This window comes from Desulfoluna sp. CYM3A (assembly GCF_056829965.1).
On the sequence record NZ_CP186556.1, the window covers coordinates 2,148,688 to 2,163,958 of the forward strand.

Consider the following 15,271-nt stretch of genomic DNA (forward strand, 5'->3'; position numbering starts at 1 on the left):
AAGAAGATGGGTGAGTGTTTTTATTCAAATGGTAACAAAGTTTACATATGGAGACAATCATCTTGACACGGACGGGGTCTCTTAGCTAAAGCTGACGTTAACGTTATTGTGGAGATCCCGCGGCAACCCCGTAAAGCGGCCGAAGCACTTGCACCATGTTGTTTATTCCGAGTTTTCAACCAGAGGAGAGGCATGATGGCACACCAACTTGCAGATCGACGTGACGTTGAATTTGTTCTTCATGAGCAGCTGAACCTGAGTGACCTGAGCAACCATGAAACCTACGGAGAGTTCAATAAGAAAACCATCGACCTGGTGATCTCCGAGGCGCGGAACCTGGCCTTGAAAGAGGTGCTTCCCACCAACGCCCCCGGGGACCAGACCGGTTGCAGCCTGGATAAGGGGCAGGTGCAGATCCCCGAGGAGTTCAAGCGGATCTGGGATCTGTATCGGGACGGGGAGTGGATCGCCACCAGCGAGGACCCGTCCTGGGGCGGCCAGGGCATGCCCCACGCCCTCTCCATGGCATGCACGGAGTACCTCTCCGGGGCCAACATGGCCATGTACATGTACGTGGCGCTGACCCACGGCGCCGCCAACCTTGTGGAGGCCTTCGGCACCCAGAGCCAGAAAGAGACGTACCTGCGCAAGATGTATTCCGGCCAGTGGACCGGCACCATGCTCCTCACCGAACCCGGCGCCGGGTCCGACGTGGGCGCCCTGACCACCACGGCCACCCCCAACGCCGACGGCACCTACAGCATCAAGGGCAACAAGATCTTTATCTCCGGGGGCGATCACGACATGGCCGAAAACATCGTGCACCCTGTCCTGGCCCGCATCGAAGGGGCCCCTGCCGGCACCAAGGGCATCAGCCTGTTCACCGTGCCCAAGTACCGGGTTGCCGAAGACGGATCCGTGGGGGAACTCAACGACGTGGTCTGCACGGGCATCGAGCACAAAATGGGTATCCACGGCAACTGCACCTGCTCCCTTGCCCTGGGAGAGAAGGGCGGTTGCGTAGGCGAACTCCTGGGTGAGCCCAACAAGGGCATGCGCGCCATGTTCCAGATGATGAACGAGGCCCGTCTTTTTGTGGGCATCCAGGGTCTCAGCGTGGCCGGGGCTTCGTACGCCAACGCATTGACCTACGCCAAGGAGCGGATCCAGGGGCCCAACCTTATGTCCATGATGGAGAAGAATCCGCCTGCCGTGCCCATCATCCAGCATCCGGACATCCGTCGTCAGCTCATCACCATGAAGGCCAACGTGGAGGCCATGCGAAGCCTCCTCTTTTACATCGGGTACTGCTCGGACCTCAAAAAAGTGAGTGATTCCGAGGAAGAGAAGGAGCGCCTCCAGGGAATCATCGACGTGCTCATCCCCATCGGCAAGGGGTACGTCACGGACCGCTCCTACGATGTCTGTTCCCACGGCATGCAGGTCTACGGGGGCTACGGGTTCATTGAAGAGTACCCCCAGGCCCAGCTGCTCCGGGACTGTCGCATCACCATGATCTACGAGGGCACCAACGGGATTCAGGCCATGGACCTTCTGGGTCGCAAACTCGGCATGAAAAAGGGCAAGGCCGTCATGGACCTCATGGGAGAGATGCAGAAGACCATTGCCGAAGCGCGCGGGGTGGAGGCCCTTTCTCCCCTTGCAGACGAGCTTGAAAAGGCTGTGGGTAAACTCGGCGAGGTGGCCATGTACATGGGCAAGACCGCCATGAGCACCGAGGTGATGAACGCCTTTGCCAGCGCACATCCTTTCATGACCGTCACAGGGGACGTGGTCTTTGCCTGGATGCATCTCTGGCGGGCCGTTACCGCAACTGCGGCCCTTGAAAAGGCCAAAAAGAAAGACAAGGATTTCTACGGAGGCATCCTGGCCTCGGCCGCCCACTACATCCAGACGGAGCTTCCTGTGGCCCAGGGGCGCATGCGTGCCATCCTCAAGGGGTCGGATGCCGCCATGACCATTCCGGAGTCCTCATTTTTCGGGTAAGGTGCCTGGCACACAAGCCCTCCGTGATTGACATCACGGGGCGTCAGGTATAGATATCGTTCCAAGGTTCCGGTGTATTGGGGCTCTGGCAGATAGATCCCACGATTTATCTGCCAGGGCCTTTGTTCTGTTTGCTGATTGTGGATGTGGAGGCGGAGATGTTTTTTCTGGGGGCGTATCTGGAGCGGGAAGAGGGGACTGCCGAGGTGGTTGTGGTGGAAAAGGGATTTTACAGCGGCACCAAGCGATACCGCATCGTCCATGCTGAAATCCTTCAGGAAAAAGACCACGACGCCCTGACCCGAACCCTCCTTGATATGCGCCTGGATGATCGCTGGACAGCGGTGAAGAAGGTGTTCAGCCAGAGCGGTCGTCCCGCCAAGACCAAAAAAGAGCCTCCGTTGATCCTTCTCTCCTCCTGGGACGATGAGGTGCGCATGGCAGAGGCCATGCGAAGGCGATGCGCGTCCGTGGAGGTGCTTTTAAGCACCGAGCCCGATGAGACCGCCCGGCAACGCCTCAAGTCCGATGCCTTTCACAACTGCCATGTGGTGACCGCCCCCATGATGGTTGCAGCCCTGGAAAGCACTGTGAAAAAAGGGAGCTTTAACGAGGATCAACTCGCGGAGTACCCGGTGGTCTCCCTTGCCCCTGCCAAGGGGCAGATGGCAGATGAAAGATCTGCCTGGCTTTGCGCCCTGGGCGGGTGTCTCTGGCATGGTGAATCCATCCGGCGCGTCAAGCGTTACTGATCACATTCCCTCCTTCATGCCCTTCAGACCTGTGTGCACGCGGGCAGCCTCCGGTTCGGTTACGGGGGCCCCGGCAGTGGCCTCATGCCTTCTCCCTCTCTTCTTTTCGCTTTATTCCGCGTTCCAAACCACGGCTCGTGCTGTCACCTGTAAAAGGTTGATTTGTTCCTTTATGTCTCACTCGCAATTCTATTGAAAGACATCATCAGTATAATTGATGATGTCTTTTTTATTTCTTCACCAAATCGGGCTGAAATACAAAATGCGTTTACGTTATTTTCTCTGTAATGTACCCGAATCATATTGTTTATAAGGAATGATGTGCATTCTTCTTTAGCCCTTTTAAAAAAAATAATTGACAAGGATCACACACGGGGCGTAGGGTTTCATTGCTCATACGCAGTGAGCATGGAGTATTGATGAGTAATACATTGAGAGACACATAACGGGGCGATATTTACGTTGCGGGCCCACGCCCGCAGGAATCCACATTTTGAGGAATTCGCCTTCTCAGCAGGGATCACAGGAGAACGCATTTCCCGGCAGCGCTGCCGGGGGATCTGTTTGTTTGGACCGATGCCGCAGTCGAGATGACTGGGCCCGATATATCCATTGTTTTCTGTTAACCTGAGCCATGAGAAGGAACCGTTATGCGAAAACGAGTCGAGGCAACCCTGGCTGTTCTTTTGATCCTGTCCTGTGTGGGGTTGCGGCTGGCGTATACCGAACACCGGATGCCGCCGGAAGAAGGCGTTGATCTCATTACCATTGATTCCATTGCCCCGTTGGACACCCTTCAACGTCCCCCTGTTCGATTCCCCCATGGGATCCATGTGTCGGCCACAAGCGAGTCTGCTGGCTGCCTGGCATGCCATGACCCGGCCCCCGGTGCCGGTCATGGGATCTCTTTTTCCATGAAAAACCGCCATGAACTCTCCGGTGAGGCGCTTCAGGACCTCTACCACAACCAGTGCATCGGATGTCATGCCGACCGTGAAACAGCAGGGCTTGCCACCGGCCCCCAGGTCTGCAGCGGGTGCCATGTAAAACCTGTCCCCGATTCTCCCCCCATATCACACGCCATAACCTTTGACGCCCAACTCCACATGCGCCACACCGATGATGCCGCCCTTGACTGCAAGGCGTGCCATGATGCCCTGCCGTCAGGAGGAAACAGTGATGAGGCCCACGGCCTGTGCGTCACCTGCCACCTGGACTCGGCCTCCGACGCCCCCCTGGAGTGCACGGGGTGTCATGCCCTTTCCGCCTCCAAAGGGGAGGGCCATGGGGCCGCCCACGGCGGTGAGGTCGACTTCGACCACGACCTCCATGAAGAAGCCGATATCTCCTGCGAGGTCTGTCATCACAAGGAGCCCGACACCGGTTGCGCCGAGTGCCATCCCAGGCGCGGTGAGCCCGGGGGCGACAGCGTCTCCCTTCAGGCGGCCATGCACTCCCGGACCTCTGATCGCAGCTGCATTGGATGCCATGACACCATGGGTGCCGGCGTCATAGACTGTACCGGGTGCCATGTCCCTTCAGAGGCTCCGAACTCAGTAGGCAACCGTCTTTGCGCCTGTTTTCTTATCGGATCCTAATTTGGAGGACATATCATGTACCAGTTTATTACCGGGCCCCTTCTCTGGCTCGCCTTCAGCATTTTTTTTGTCGGGTGCGTTGTTCATGTGGTTTTGTACGTCAAGAATCTGGACCAGGACCTGGACCGGGTCTCCTATGGCTCACACGTGGGCTGGGGCATCCGTGGTGCTCTGCGCTCCCTTGTTTTCTGGATGCTTCCCTTCGGCACACGAAGCTGGCGGGCAAAGCCTGTTTATACGGTTATCTTTTACCTTTTTCACCTTGGGGCGGTGATCGCGCCCCTGTTTCTCTCCGCCCATGTGGTGATCCTGAAGCTGCGCTGGGGCATTGCCTTGCCGACCCTGCCCGATGTGGTGGCGGACTGGATGACCGTGGGGGTGATCCTTGCGGCACTGGCCATGGTGATCCGCCGTCTGGCGTTGCCTGAAGTGCGCGTTCTCACCACAAGTCGGGAGATCGGAACCCTTGTCATCGCCGTGGCTCCCTTTGTCACCGGGTTCATTGCCTATCACCAGATAGGGGACAGCACCTTCTGGACCCTGGCCCATATTCTTTCAGGGGAGATGCTGCTGGTGGCCGTTCCCTTTACCAAGCTCTCCCATGTGGTGCTTTTTTTCTGCTCCCGGATTCAGCTGGGCATGGATTTCGGCATTAAGCGAGGGGGGATGAAATCCGCGGGCATGCCTGTGTGACCCCCTGGTAGAAACGGAGACAACAACGTCCCTTAAGGGGCTTACGATGTGTACGGACCATGATCATAAGAAGGAAAAGATGATGCCGGAAGGAACATTTTGCAACAGAAAACCCATCGATACCAAAGACGAACTCCAGGCGTTTATGCAGGACAAGGGGGGCGCCAGATATTATGAAGAGATGAAGTCCCTTGAGGTGGATGTCCCCGCCCTGAAGGCAGAACTCAAGCGGACCCTCAAATCCAGATTGAAAACCTGGCTCAATACCTGCCAGGGGTGCGGCCTCTGTGCCGACTCCTGTTTTTTCTATCTTGCCAACGACAAGGACCCCAAGCAGGTTCCGTCCTACAAGATCCGGTCCACTCTGGGCGAGCTGGTGCAGCGGAAAGGGGAGGTGGACACCGACTTTATGATGCACTGCATGGATGTGGCCTGGGGCCAGTGCACCTGCTGCAACCGATGCGCCCTCTACTGCCCCATGGGCATCGACATGGGGGTGATGTTCAGCTACCTGCGCGGCTTGCTCTACTCCCAGGGGTTTGTGCCCTGGGAGATGAAGATCGGTTCGGGCATGCACCGGGTCTACCGCGCGCAGATGGACATCACCACCGAAGACTGGGTGGATACCTGTGAGTGGATGGAGGAAGAGACCGAGGAGGAGTGGCCGGGCCTGAAAATACCCGTGGATCAGGAAAACACGGACATCATCTACACGGTCAACGCCCGGGAACCCAAGCATTACCCCGAAGACCTTGCCGACGCCGCCACCTTGTTTCATCTGGCCGGGGAGAGCTGGACTGTCCCTTCCGAAGGGTGGGAGGAGACCAGCCTGGCCATGTTCGCAGGGGACTGGGAGGCTGCAAAAATGCAGGTTCAGTCCGTCTACTCGGCCATTGATCGCCTCAAGCCCAAGCGCATGGTGGTCACCGAGTGCGGGCACGCCTACCGGGCCACGGTCATCGAAGGGCCTTACTGGGCGGGGATCAAGGACGGGAAGCCCCCGGTGGAGACCCTGCATTATGTGGAGTGGGTGGCAGAGGCCCTGCAGACCGGCAAGCTCAAGATCGACCCGGCCAAACGCATCAAAGAGCCCGTGACCTATCACGACTCCTGCAACTACATCCGCAACGCGGGCCTGGCAAAGGCCGCACGGTATATCATGGGGCAGATCGCCGAGGATTTCAGGGAGATGACGCCCACCCGCGAACACAACTTCTGTTGCGGCGGGGGAGGGGGGCTGAACGGCATCGGGCGCTACCGCCAGGAGCGCAATACCGGCATGAAAGTGAAGCGGGACCAGATCCTGGCCACCGGGGCCAAACTGGTGATCACTCCGTGCCATAACTGCTGGGACGCCATCCGGGACCTTGAAGAGGTCTACAAGATCGGGATCCGCTGGTCGTTTCTCAAGCCCCTGCTCATCAAGATGGTGGAGGTCCCCGAGCACCTGACCCACGTGGAAGAGTAGGCCGCGGGGGAGCCCCTTTTCAGGGGGATTTTTTTGACAGCATCAGGGCGTTCGTTGCCCCGGGCCCGGCAGGCGGGATTTTCGCCTGCCGGGCTTTTTGCTCAGGAAGGTCTGTGGCGCGTTGAAAAGGGTGTTTAAAAAGTCTAACTGAGGAATGTATTCAATTGAATTTAACATACCATTACAATCTATACTGCCATGGTATAGTAAATGAAATTCGGAAAAATTTCTTAACTTAACACTCTGTTTTTTAACGATAAAAAACACAATGCTCAGGAGCATGCTCTCCGTTTTTTGTTAAAAAATATTTGACAATGAACCGCCACATGGTAAAGTGCTTTTGCTCATACGCAGTGGGCTTGGAGTTTTTTATCTAGTAATACGTGTAACATAATTGCAGGCGTTATAACGTCTGTTGTGGGGATAGTTATTCCCACGCCCTGACAGGCTGCACCTTTGCACCAAATGGTGTTGGCCCTCATTCAGCAGGAAACAAAGAGAAGCTGTTTCTGAATTTCAAATTCAGGGACGATTGCTCGGCATTGAAACCGGCGTCGCGACGACCCGGTACGGATATAGCCATTGTTTTCTGTTAACTTGAGGGTTTGGTAAGGAGCAGTTATGCGCAAACGAGTCGGGGCAAGCCTGGCATTTCTCCTTGGTCTTCTGTTTTTCGGCCTCTGTCTTGCATATTCCGAGGGCACCGACGAACAGAATCGGGGTGTAGATGTCATCTCCATGGACACCATCACTTCCTACGGGGTACTTCAGCGCCCCAAGGTACACTTCCCACACGAAAAACATGTGATTGATGCCGAGAAGGACACGTGTCTTCAGTGCCATGAGGCGCGGCCAGACGGCGGGGTTTCCCTGGCGTTCAGGCAGCGTAAAGGGCTCTCCGGCATGGAGGCCAGGGACTATTACCACGCCCAATGCATCCAGTGCCACGCCGATGCGGCCGCGGCAACAGGGGCCACAGGGCCCCAGGTCTGCGGCGGCTGCCACGTTAATGGCGAGCCCGCATCATCACCTTCTTCGTCCCACGCCATCGATTTTGACGATACCCTGCACAGCATCCACACCGAGCAGGCCACCCTTGACTGCCGCACATGCCACGACAGGCTCCACGGTGAGCCCGGTGCAACGGACAGCCCGGCCATGTCACCCCGGGAAACCTCCCACGATCTGTGCGTAAGCTGCCATGTGTCCACCCTTGATTCCGGTGAACCCGGCGGTCCCGTAACCTGCACAGCCTGCCACACCGACCCTGTGGACACCTCCTCCATGCCGCGCGTTGCCGCCGGTGGCGGTGAGGTGCTCTTTGACCACGACCTCCATGAAGGCGCAGACATCTCCTGCGAGACCTGTCACCACAAGGAACCGGAAACCTCCTGCTTCGAATGCCATGACGCGTCGGGTTCTCCCCGGGGCGGCGGCGTCTCCCTGTACGCTGCCATGCACAGCCGGCAAGCCGACCGCAGCTGCATCGGCTGCCATGACGCCATGGGGGCAGGGGAGGTGGACGACTGCACCGCCTGCCATGCCCCGTTCAGCGGGGGAACCCCTTAAACGATCGGGATGGACACCTCCCGGGCTCGGATGATTTCCCGAGCCCGGACCCTTCGTCACCGGAGCATCAGCAAGGGCCTGTATCTTACCGGAATGAACAAAGAGGAAACACCATGTATCAATTTATCACCGGGCCGCTGTTGTGGCTTTCCCTCGGGATTTTTTCCATCGGTTGCATTGCCCATGTGGCTCTTTATATCAAAAACCTCGACGCCCGCCTGGACCGGGTGGCCTACGACACATGCATCGCAAGCGGGCTGAAAGGGGCCCTGCGCTCCATTGTGCTCTGGCTGACGCCCTTCGGGACCCGTTGCTGGCGGCAGAACCCCGTACACACCCTGCTGTTTTATCTCTTTCACGTGGGGGCTGTAGCCGTTCCGCTGTTTGTCTCGGCCCACGGGATCCTGTTGAAGTACCGCTGGGGTATCTCCATTCCGGCCATGCCCGATGCCGTGGCCGATGCCCTCACCGTGGGCGTTCTGATAGGGGCCGCAGGGCTTCTCATCCGCCGCATGGTGCTCCCCGAGGTGCGACAGCTCACAAGGCCCCGGGACATCGGCGTGCTCTTTTTGTCGGTGGCGCCCTTTGCCACCGCTTTCATGGCCTATCACCAGATCGGAGACGTCACCTTCTGGACCCTGGCGCACATCCTCAGCGGGGAGCTCTTTCTCGTGGCCGTGCCCTTTACCAAGCTCTCCCATATCGTGCTTTTTTTCTGCTCGCGCATCCAACTCGGCATGGATTTCAGCATCAAGCGCGGTGGGCTCAAGGCCCCTGGATTTCCCTGGTAACCATCTTTTTTAAGATACAACGATTTTGTGAGTGAGGAACCATGACAAAGCAGCAAGGCATACTGTGCAACCGAACCCCCATCGGAACCAAAGCAAAACTCCAGGAACTCCTGGGAGACAAGGGTGGCGCCCAATATTACAAAGAGATGGAGAGCCTCGACGTGGACGTCCCGGCGTTGAAGGCCCTTTTGAAAAACACCTTGAAATCACGGCTCAAGACCTGGCTGAACTCCTGCATGCGATGCGGGCTCTGCGCCGACTCCTGCTTTCTTTATATCGCCAACGACAAGGACCCCAAGCAGGTCCCCTCCTACAAGATCCAGTCCACCCTGGGGGAGCTGGTGCGGCGAAAAGGGGAGGTGGACACCGCTTTTATGATGCACTGCATGGATGTGGCCTGGTCCCAGTGCACCTGCTGCAACCGGTGCGCCATGTATTGCCCCATGGGTATCGACATGGGGGTGATGTTCTCCTACCTTCGCGGGGTGCTCTTCCCAGGGATTCGTGCCGTGGGAGATGAAGATCGGATCGGGCATGCACCGGGTCTATCGCGCCCAGATGGACATCACCACCGAGGACTGGGTGGACACCTGCCAGTGGATGGAAGAGGAGACCGAAGAGGAGTGGCCGGGCCTTGAAATCCCCGTGGACAAAGAGGACGCCGATATCATCTACACGGTCAACGCCCGCGAGGCCAAGCACTACCCCGAGGACCTCGCCGACGCAGCGGTGCTCTTTCACCTGGCCGGGGAAAACTGGACCGTTCCTTCCGAAGGGTGGGAAGAGACCAGCCTGGCCATGTTTGCCGGAGACTGGGAAGCCTCCACCATGCAGGTGAAGTCCGTTTACTCCGCCATCGACCGGTTGAAGCCCAAGCGCATGGTGGTCACCGAGTGCGGCCACGCCTACCGGGCCACGGTGACCGAAGGGCCCTACTGGGCGGGCATCAAGTCGGGCAAAGCCCCGGTGGACAGCCTGCACTACGTGGAGTGGGTGGCCGAAGCCCTGCGCACGGGCAAGCTCAAGATCGACCCGGCCAAACGGATCAAGGAGCCCGTGACCTTCCAGGACTCCTGCAACTACATCCGCAATGCCGGCCTGGCCGACGACGCCCGGTACATCATGAGCCAGATCGCCGAGGATTTTCGCGAGATGACCCCCAACCGCGAACACAACTACTGCTGCGGCGGGGGAGGGGGCATGAACGGCATCGGACGGTACCGGGAACAGCGGAACACCGGCCTGAAAGTCAAGCGAGACCAGATCCTTGAGACCGGGGCCAAGCTGGTGATCTCTCCCTGCCACAACTGCTGGGACGCCATCCGGGACCTGGAGGAGGTCTACCATATCGGGATCCGGTGGTCTTTCCTGAAACCCCTGCTCATTCCCATGGTGGTGGTGCCGGATCACTTGACGCACAATGAAGAGTAAAAACAGCTCTCTGGCGTTCTCTTGATTTGCCGGTTTTTCATGGGGAACGCCTCTTTCATAAGGAAAAAACACCCCATGGACGGTAATTGATTGAACTTTGAAAAAATAACTGCTTTAGTTAGTAGTTAGTTATGGCCCGTCTCCCCCGGCTGCAACTCGGCACCCGGGGGAGGCCATGGCGTGGCACCAGAAACCAGGAGCCAGGGACATGAAGCGTATCACGGTGACAGCATGGGACGTGCCGATCTGCGGGGGACACCCCTTCCGCACCCCGGTGCCGTGTTCGTCCCAGGGCTCGGCACCGTCGGTTCCCCTTGCCCATGTCACCCGGTCTCCCTGCACAAACCTCCCTTTGCCCCTCTCTTCCCGTTTCCCCTGACCTCTTTCGTCGAACCATTCGATCGAGTTTGATGCTGACACTTCAGACAGGCAGGTTCCTTATGTTCAAAAACATTCTGTTCACCACCACCGCGTCGCCCATCTGCGACGAAGCCGCCCGGTTTGCCTACAACCTGGCCGAAAAATTTCACTCCGGATTAAAAGTCCTTCACGTCTACGGCTTGCCCTCCCACGGCTTTACGGCCCAGGTCAAAGCGTACAGCCCCGAAAGCGAGGAGGTGCCGGACGCGGATTACGAAACGCTCCTGACCCGTGAAATCCGTGCCTCCCACAAACACCTGGCCGATACGTCCATGGATTGTGAGGTGGTGGTAAAACCCGGGATTCCCGCAACGGAAATCCTGCGCCGGGCCAGGGCCTGGGAGAGCGACCTCATCGTCATGGGGACCCATACCCGCCTGGATTGCACCGGTGCGTCCCTTACGTTTCGCAACACCTTGGGCAACACCATGCAGAAGGTGGCAAAAAGCGCCAGGGCACCGGTCCTTATCATCAATCGTTTCTGTCCTCTTCCGCACTGGGATTTCAAGCACATTGTCTTTGCCACCGACTTGTCGCAGGCATCGGATGCCGCCTTTGACTTTGCCGTGAAGATCGCCCGGAATGCAGACCTACCTGCCATCTGCTCCATACCCTGGAGATCACGGGGATCCCCGAAGATCCCGTTGCCATGGACAGACGCCTGGCCGAGGCGCGGGCAGCCGTCGAAGCCCGTTTTTTAAGCCGCGCCGGGGATTTCACCAATCTGGAGGTGGAGGTGTGCGAAGGGACCCCGTACGTGGAGATCCTGAAGCTGACCCGCAGGTGCCACGGAGACCTTGTTGTCATGGCGCACCACGGCAAAGGCCCGGAAGAGGGCCCGGCCATGGGAGGCACCCTGGAGCAGGTTGTCATACGGGCCTCCTGCCCGGTGGTGAGCGTAAACCATGGCGAAAAGGGATAATCACCCTCAAGGAATCGCCGCCTGCGTTCATATTTTGGTTTGTTCCCGGCTCTCTTTGGGCTATGAATGAAGGTAGGTTCCCTTTGCGACCGTCCTCATCCTCATCCTGAGACCCAACAATACGGAGGTATACCTGTGTCCCGACCCAAAAACGCCATGGAGATATTCAAGCACCTGGAGAAATCCAACTGCCGGGAGTGCGGCGAAAAGAGCTGCCTGGCCTTTGCCGGAGCTGTGTTTACGGGCGCCAAGTCCATAGACGCCTGTCCCAGGACGGATGAGGCCACACGGGCCCTGTTCAGGGGCGGGGCAGGGGAGACCGGAGACAACGGCGATATCTACCTTGCCGCCCTCCAGGAAAAAATGAGGACCTGCGATTTTGACGAGGCATCCCGGCGCATCGGGGCAACGCTGTCCGGCGAGGTGCTGACCCTCAAGGTGCTGGGCAAGGATGTGGGGGTGGATCACCAGGGCCGGTTTCACACCGACCTGCACGTGAACCCCTACCTTGGGGTGCCCTTTCTCAACCATGTCCTGGACGGCAAGGGGGTTCCGGCCAAAGGGCAGTGGGTCTCTTATCGGGACATTCCGGGAGGGCGCGAGCAGTACAACCTGTTTCATCGGCGCTGCGAGGAGAACCTTCTGCGCCTGGCGGACGGACACACCGGCCTGTTTGACGACCTGGTGCATCTCTTCGACGCCAAAGAGGTGCCGCCCCAGTTCCAGTCGGATATCTCGGTGGTCCTTCACTTTTTCCCCACGGTTCCCTTTATGATCTGCTACTGCAACGATCAGGACGGCCTGGGTTCAGCCGTGAATGTCTATTACGACAGCACCGCCATCGAAAACGTGGACGCCGAATCCCTCTTTTACCTCGGGGTGGGATTCACCTATATGCTGGAGCGTCTTGCCCTTCGGCACGGGTAAGGGGGACCATGCCGACGGGCCCCGGGGCTTGAGACAATATATGGCAGGGAGAGGCCTTCTCCTTCCGGTGGTCGCAGGGGAAAGGCCCTTTCCGGGATGAAAGCTGCATGGAGGTGAGCCATGACAGGTAAAGGAGAAAAAAAAGATGCGAGGAAAAACCTGAGAACCCTTGGAATGACCCTGGGAGGCATGCTGCTTCTGGTGGTGATGCTCACAGGACCCGCCTTGGCCGAGTTCAAGGTGGATGAAAAAAAAGGGGTGGTCGTCGACACCGCCACAGGCCTCATGTGGCAACGCCAGACAGGCAATGACAATGAGGCCCTGACCTGGGCCCAAGCGGTGGCCTACTGCAAAAAACTCGACCTGGCCGGGTATGACGACTGGCGCCTGCCCAGTTCCGATGAACTCCAGAGTATCATTAACTACCTGAGCTACGATCCCGCGGTGGACCCCCGGATTTTTCCGGACACGGCGTCCTCGGGCTACTGGTCCTCCTCCACCTATGAAGCCAATTCCGGCTATGCCTGGCGCATCGATTTCTACTACATCGGGTACGTCAACATCAGCAACAAAGCGAATCATTATTATGTCCGGGCCGTACGGTCCCTGCCGTAAAGCGCCTCCATGTCACGGGCGTAGCGGGCCATCACCGCCTTGCGCTTCACTTTGAAGGTGGGGGTGAGCTCCCCGGCCTCTTCGGTGAGGCGCCGGTGGGAGACATGGTAGGCCTTGATCTGTTCGTGGGGCTCCAGCTGGCCGTTGGCCGTATCGATTTCAGCCTGGATGAGCGCCCTCACCTCAGGGAGGTGGAGCATTTCGCGCATCACCTCCGTGCAGAGGCCGTTGGCATGGGAGAGGGCGTACCGCTCTGCTTCGGGATCCCGGGCCGTAAGGGCCGATAGAAGGGCGTCGAAGTCGGGGATCACAAGGGCGGTGACGTATTTTTTCCCGCTGCCGACGGCCATGACGGAGTCAATATACGCGGAAAGGGCAAAAAGACCTTCCACTTTTGCCGAGGGCACGTTTTTGCCCGTGTCCAGCACAAGGAGCCCGTTTTTGCGGTCCACGATGCGGATGTGGTCCCCGGCCACCTTTTCAACGATGTCCCCGGTCCGGTAGTACCCGTCTTCAGTAAAGGCCGCCCGCGTGGCTTCTTCGTTGTTCCAATACCCCACAAAGAGATTCTCCCCTTTGACCTCCCACTCCCCGTCGTCTGCAATGCGACCGGACACACCCGCGCACGGGGCGCCCACCGATCCGGGCAGGATGGCCCCCGGAGTGTTGAGATTGACCGTGTTGCAGGTTTCGGTGGAGCCGTACCCCTCGAAGATGCGCACCCCCATGGCCATGAAGGTTTTGCACAGGTCCGCGGAGAGGCTTCCGGCGGCGGAAAACGCGAAACGGAACCGTCCGCCCAGTCTATTGCGGACCTTTTCGAAGATCAGCCGGTCGAAGAGCCGGTATTTTACGGAGAGCAGGGGCCCGGCCCCGGAGAGGAGATCGGTCCCTTCGGACATGTCCACGAACCCCCGCTCGTCGGCCCGGGCATCCACCACGCGCCGTCCGGTCTCCATGGCAGAAAAGAAGAGGCGGCGCTTCAGGGGAGAGGCCGATGCGTTCTCTTTCATGGCCATGTAGATGCGTTCGTAAATCCGCGGCACAGACATGAAAAAGGTGGGGCGGAACACAGCCAGGTCCGCCAGCAGGGTTTTGGGGCTGGAGTAAGCCACGGGCAGGGCCGCGTGCATGGCGATGGCGTGGCCGCATTCGCGTTCGTAGGTGTGGGCCAGTGGCAGAAAGGAGAGGAGGAGGTCCTTTTCCGTGAGGACGGGGATGGCCGCCAGGTCCCGCCTGCAGGCGGCGTTGACGGAAGCGTGGGTGTGCACGGCGCCCTTAGGGTTGCCGGTGGTTCCCGAGGTGTAGACAATGGTCATGGGGTCCCCAAGGCCCACGGATTTCCACCTCGCCTCCCAGGCTTCCGGAGTGGCGTCGTGGGCCGTCCGGCCCCGTTGCTTCAATTCGTCGAGGGTGAGGGTGTCGGCGCCCCCCGCCTCGTTTCCCTCAAGGAGAATGACCCGGGACAGGTTCGGCATCCGGTTTCGCGCGGCCCGCACCGTCTCCAGGAGAGAGGCGTCCTGTACAAACAGCACCGTGCTTCCCGAATCGTTGATGAGATAGGCCAGCTCTTTGGCCGTGAGGCTGGGGTAGACACAGGTGGTGATGCCCCCGGCACAGAGGATGGCGTAGTCCGCCTGGGTCCATTGGGGCGATGTGGTGCCCATGATCCCCACCCGGTCGCCTTTTTCAATGCCCAGGGCCATGAGGCCGCAGCTTACCTCGCGGACGGCTTCGCCCATCTCTCCATAGGTGAGGGCGGCGGTTTCATCTGATCCTCTGCATTTCCAGCGCTGGGCGATGCGGTGCCCGAAGCGGGTAACGTTTCGGTTCAGGAGTTCGGGGAAGGTCTGGGTGGTGATGTACCATTTGTCCGTGGGGGTGATGGTCATGGGAGGCTCCGGAATGCGTCGGCCCGCGTTCACCGATGACAAGCGGAGAAAGGGGGCGAAAGGGTGGTTGAAATGCTGGTGGCTCTGCGTATATGTTCATGGCATATCTGCACAGGGGCGTCCAGTTGTTTGCACGCCGTCGGCTCGTTTTCGTTGTGATGCGGGTCGTTTGTTCAGCCCTGGAGG

At 58.7% G+C, this 15,271-nt stretch carries 15 protein-coding genes; 13 read left to right on the forward strand and 2 right to left on the reverse strand.

All coding sequences use genetic code 11. The features are described from left to right. The first annotated feature begins 195 nt into the window (after window positions 1–195). From ACOYW1_RS11090 to ACOYW1_RS11130, 9 genes are all read left to right on the forward strand, one after another. Window positions 196–2,007, forward strand: a complete 1,812-nt coding sequence (locus ACOYW1_RS11090) for an acyl-CoA dehydrogenase (RefSeq protein ID WP_482423704.1) — start codon at window positions 196–198, stop codon at window positions 2,005–2,007. 158 nt (window positions 2,008–2,165) lie between these two features. Then, window positions 2,166–2,759, forward strand: a complete 594-nt coding sequence (locus ACOYW1_RS11095; RefSeq protein ID WP_482422840.1) for a hypothetical protein — start codon at window positions 2,166–2,168, stop codon at window positions 2,757–2,759. Window positions 2,760–3,409: 650 nt separating this feature from the next. Then, the gene (locus ACOYW1_RS11100) at window positions 3,410–4,357 is read left to right on the forward strand and encodes a cytochrome c3 family protein (RefSeq protein WP_482422841.1); all 948 of its coding nucleotides are present in this window, start codon (window positions 3,410–3,412) and stop codon (window positions 4,355–4,357) included. A gap of 15 nt (window positions 4,358–4,372) precedes the next feature. Further along, complete coding sequence (hmcE, locus tag ACOYW1_RS11105; RefSeq protein WP_482422842.1) at window positions 4,373–5,050, forward strand: sulfate respiration complex protein HmcE; 678 nt, start codon at window positions 4,373–4,375, stop codon at window positions 5,048–5,050. Window positions 5,051–5,129: 79 nt separating this feature from the next. Beyond that, window positions 5,130–6,518 carry a sulfate respiration complex iron-sulfur protein HmcF gene (gene hmcF, locus ACOYW1_RS11110; protein ID WP_482422843.1) on the forward strand — a complete coding sequence of 463 codons (1,389 nt, stop codon included), beginning with the start codon at window positions 5,130–5,132 and terminating at the stop codon, window positions 6,516–6,518. A gap of 621 nt (window positions 6,519–7,139) precedes the next feature. After that, on the forward strand, window positions 7,140–8,087 hold the full coding sequence (locus ACOYW1_RS11115) for a cytochrome c3 family protein (protein WP_482422844.1): 948 nt from the start codon (window positions 7,140–7,142) through the stop codon (window positions 8,085–8,087). Between the two features lie 113 nt (window positions 8,088–8,200). Continuing rightward, window positions 8,201–8,878, forward strand: a complete 678-nt coding sequence (gene hmcE, locus ACOYW1_RS11120; protein ID WP_482416398.1) for a sulfate respiration complex protein HmcE — start codon at window positions 8,201–8,203, stop codon at window positions 8,876–8,878. Between the two features lie 41 nt (window positions 8,879–8,919). Beyond that, window positions 8,920–9,516, forward strand: a complete 597-nt coding sequence (locus tag ACOYW1_RS11125; RefSeq protein ID WP_482422845.1) for a 4Fe-4S dicluster domain-containing protein — start codon at window positions 8,920–8,922, stop codon at window positions 9,514–9,516. Further along, complete coding sequence (locus ACOYW1_RS11130; protein WP_482423705.1) at window positions 9,401–10,309, forward strand: (Fe-S)-binding protein; 909 nt, start codon at window positions 9,401–9,403, stop codon at window positions 10,307–10,309. The genes ACOYW1_RS11125 and ACOYW1_RS11130 overlap by 116 nt, the downstream gene beginning before the upstream one ends. Before the next feature lie 129 nt (window positions 10,310–10,438). On the opposite strand, the gene ACOYW1_RS11135 is transcribed toward ACOYW1_RS11130, so the two are convergent. Beyond that, window positions 10,439–10,636 (reverse strand): hypothetical protein, encoded by a 198-nt coding sequence (locus tag ACOYW1_RS11135; protein WP_482422846.1) that lies wholly within the window; start codon window positions 10,634–10,636, stop codon window positions 10,439–10,441. Window positions 10,637–10,749: 113 nt separating this feature from the next. Here ACOYW1_RS11135 and ACOYW1_RS11140 point away from each other — a divergent pair, with 113 nt between their 5' ends. The 4 genes from ACOYW1_RS11140 to ACOYW1_RS11155 all read left to right on the forward strand — a co-directional run bounded on the left by ACOYW1_RS11140 (window position 10,750) and on the right by ACOYW1_RS11155 (window position 13,193). Further along, window positions 10,750–11,430: a universal stress protein gene (locus tag ACOYW1_RS11140; RefSeq protein WP_482422847.1), complete on the forward strand. Its 681-nt coding sequence runs from the start codon at window positions 10,750–10,752 to the stop codon at window positions 11,428–11,430. Next, window positions 11,379–11,651 carry a universal stress protein gene (locus ACOYW1_RS11145; RefSeq protein ID WP_482422848.1) on the forward strand — a complete coding sequence of 91 codons (273 nt, stop codon included), beginning with the start codon at window positions 11,379–11,381 and terminating at the stop codon, window positions 11,649–11,651. Before ACOYW1_RS11140 ends, ACOYW1_RS11145 begins: the two co-directional genes overlap by 52 nt. 135 nt (window positions 11,652–11,786) lie before the next feature. Further along, entirely contained in the window at window positions 11,787–12,578 is a 792-nt protein-coding gene (locus ACOYW1_RS11150; protein WP_482422849.1) for a DUF3786 domain-containing protein, read from the forward strand. 120 nt (window positions 12,579–12,698) lie between these two features. Beyond that, a complete protein-coding gene (locus ACOYW1_RS11155; protein WP_482422850.1) occupies window positions 12,699–13,193 on the forward strand; it encodes an Lcl C-terminal domain-containing protein in 495 nt (164 codons plus the stop codon). Here ACOYW1_RS11155 and ACOYW1_RS11160 read toward each other — a convergent pair. After that, window positions 13,163–15,085, reverse strand: a complete 1,923-nt coding sequence (locus ACOYW1_RS11160; protein ID WP_482422851.1) for an AMP-dependent synthetase/ligase — start codon at window positions 15,083–15,085, stop codon at window positions 13,163–13,165. The two genes, ACOYW1_RS11155 and ACOYW1_RS11160, sit on opposite strands and share 31 nt — an antisense overlap. Between the last annotated feature and the right edge of the window lie 186 nt (window positions 15,086–15,271).

What these genes read in the sequence shown, in the direction of transcription:
- ACOYW1_RS11090 (WP_482423704.1), top strand. Translation starts at nt 196, where the DNA reads ATGGCACACCAACTTGCAGATCGACGTGACGTTGAATTTGTTCTTCAT.
- ACOYW1_RS11095 (WP_482422840.1), top strand. Translation starts at nt 2,166, where the DNA reads ATGTTTTTTCTGGGGGCGTATCTGGAGCGGGAAGAGGGGACTGCCGAG.
- ACOYW1_RS11100 (WP_482422841.1), top strand. Translation starts at nt 3,410, where the DNA reads ATGCGAAAACGAGTCGAGGCAACCCTGGCTGTTCTTTTGATCCTGTCC.
- hmcE (WP_482422842.1), top strand. Translation starts at nt 4,373, where the DNA reads ATGTACCAGTTTATTACCGGGCCCCTTCTCTGGCTCGCCTTCAGCATT.
- hmcF (WP_482422843.1), top strand. Translation starts at nt 5,130, where the DNA reads ATGATGCCGGAAGGAACATTTTGCAACAGAAAACCCATCGATACCAAA.
- ACOYW1_RS11115 (WP_482422844.1), top strand. Translation starts at nt 7,140, where the DNA reads ATGCGCAAACGAGTCGGGGCAAGCCTGGCATTTCTCCTTGGTCTTCTG.
- hmcE (WP_482416398.1), top strand. Translation starts at nt 8,201, where the DNA reads ATGTATCAATTTATCACCGGGCCGCTGTTGTGGCTTTCCCTCGGGATT.
- ACOYW1_RS11125 (WP_482422845.1), top strand. Translation starts at nt 8,920, where the DNA reads ATGACAAAGCAGCAAGGCATACTGTGCAACCGAACCCCCATCGGAACC.
- ACOYW1_RS11140 (WP_482422847.1), top strand. Translation starts at nt 10,750, where the DNA reads ATGTTCAAAAACATTCTGTTCACCACCACCGCGTCGCCCATCTGCGAC.
- ACOYW1_RS11145 (WP_482422848.1), top strand. Translation starts at nt 11,379, where the DNA reads ATGGACAGACGCCTGGCCGAGGCGCGGGCAGCCGTCGAAGCCCGTTTT.
- ACOYW1_RS11155 (WP_482422850.1), top strand. Translation starts at nt 12,699, where the DNA reads ATGACAGGTAAAGGAGAAAAAAAAGATGCGAGGAAAAACCTGAGAACC.
- ACOYW1_RS11160 (WP_482422851.1), bottom strand. Translation starts at nt 15,085, where the DNA reads ATGACCATCACCCCCACGGACAAATGGTACATCACCACCCAGACCTTC.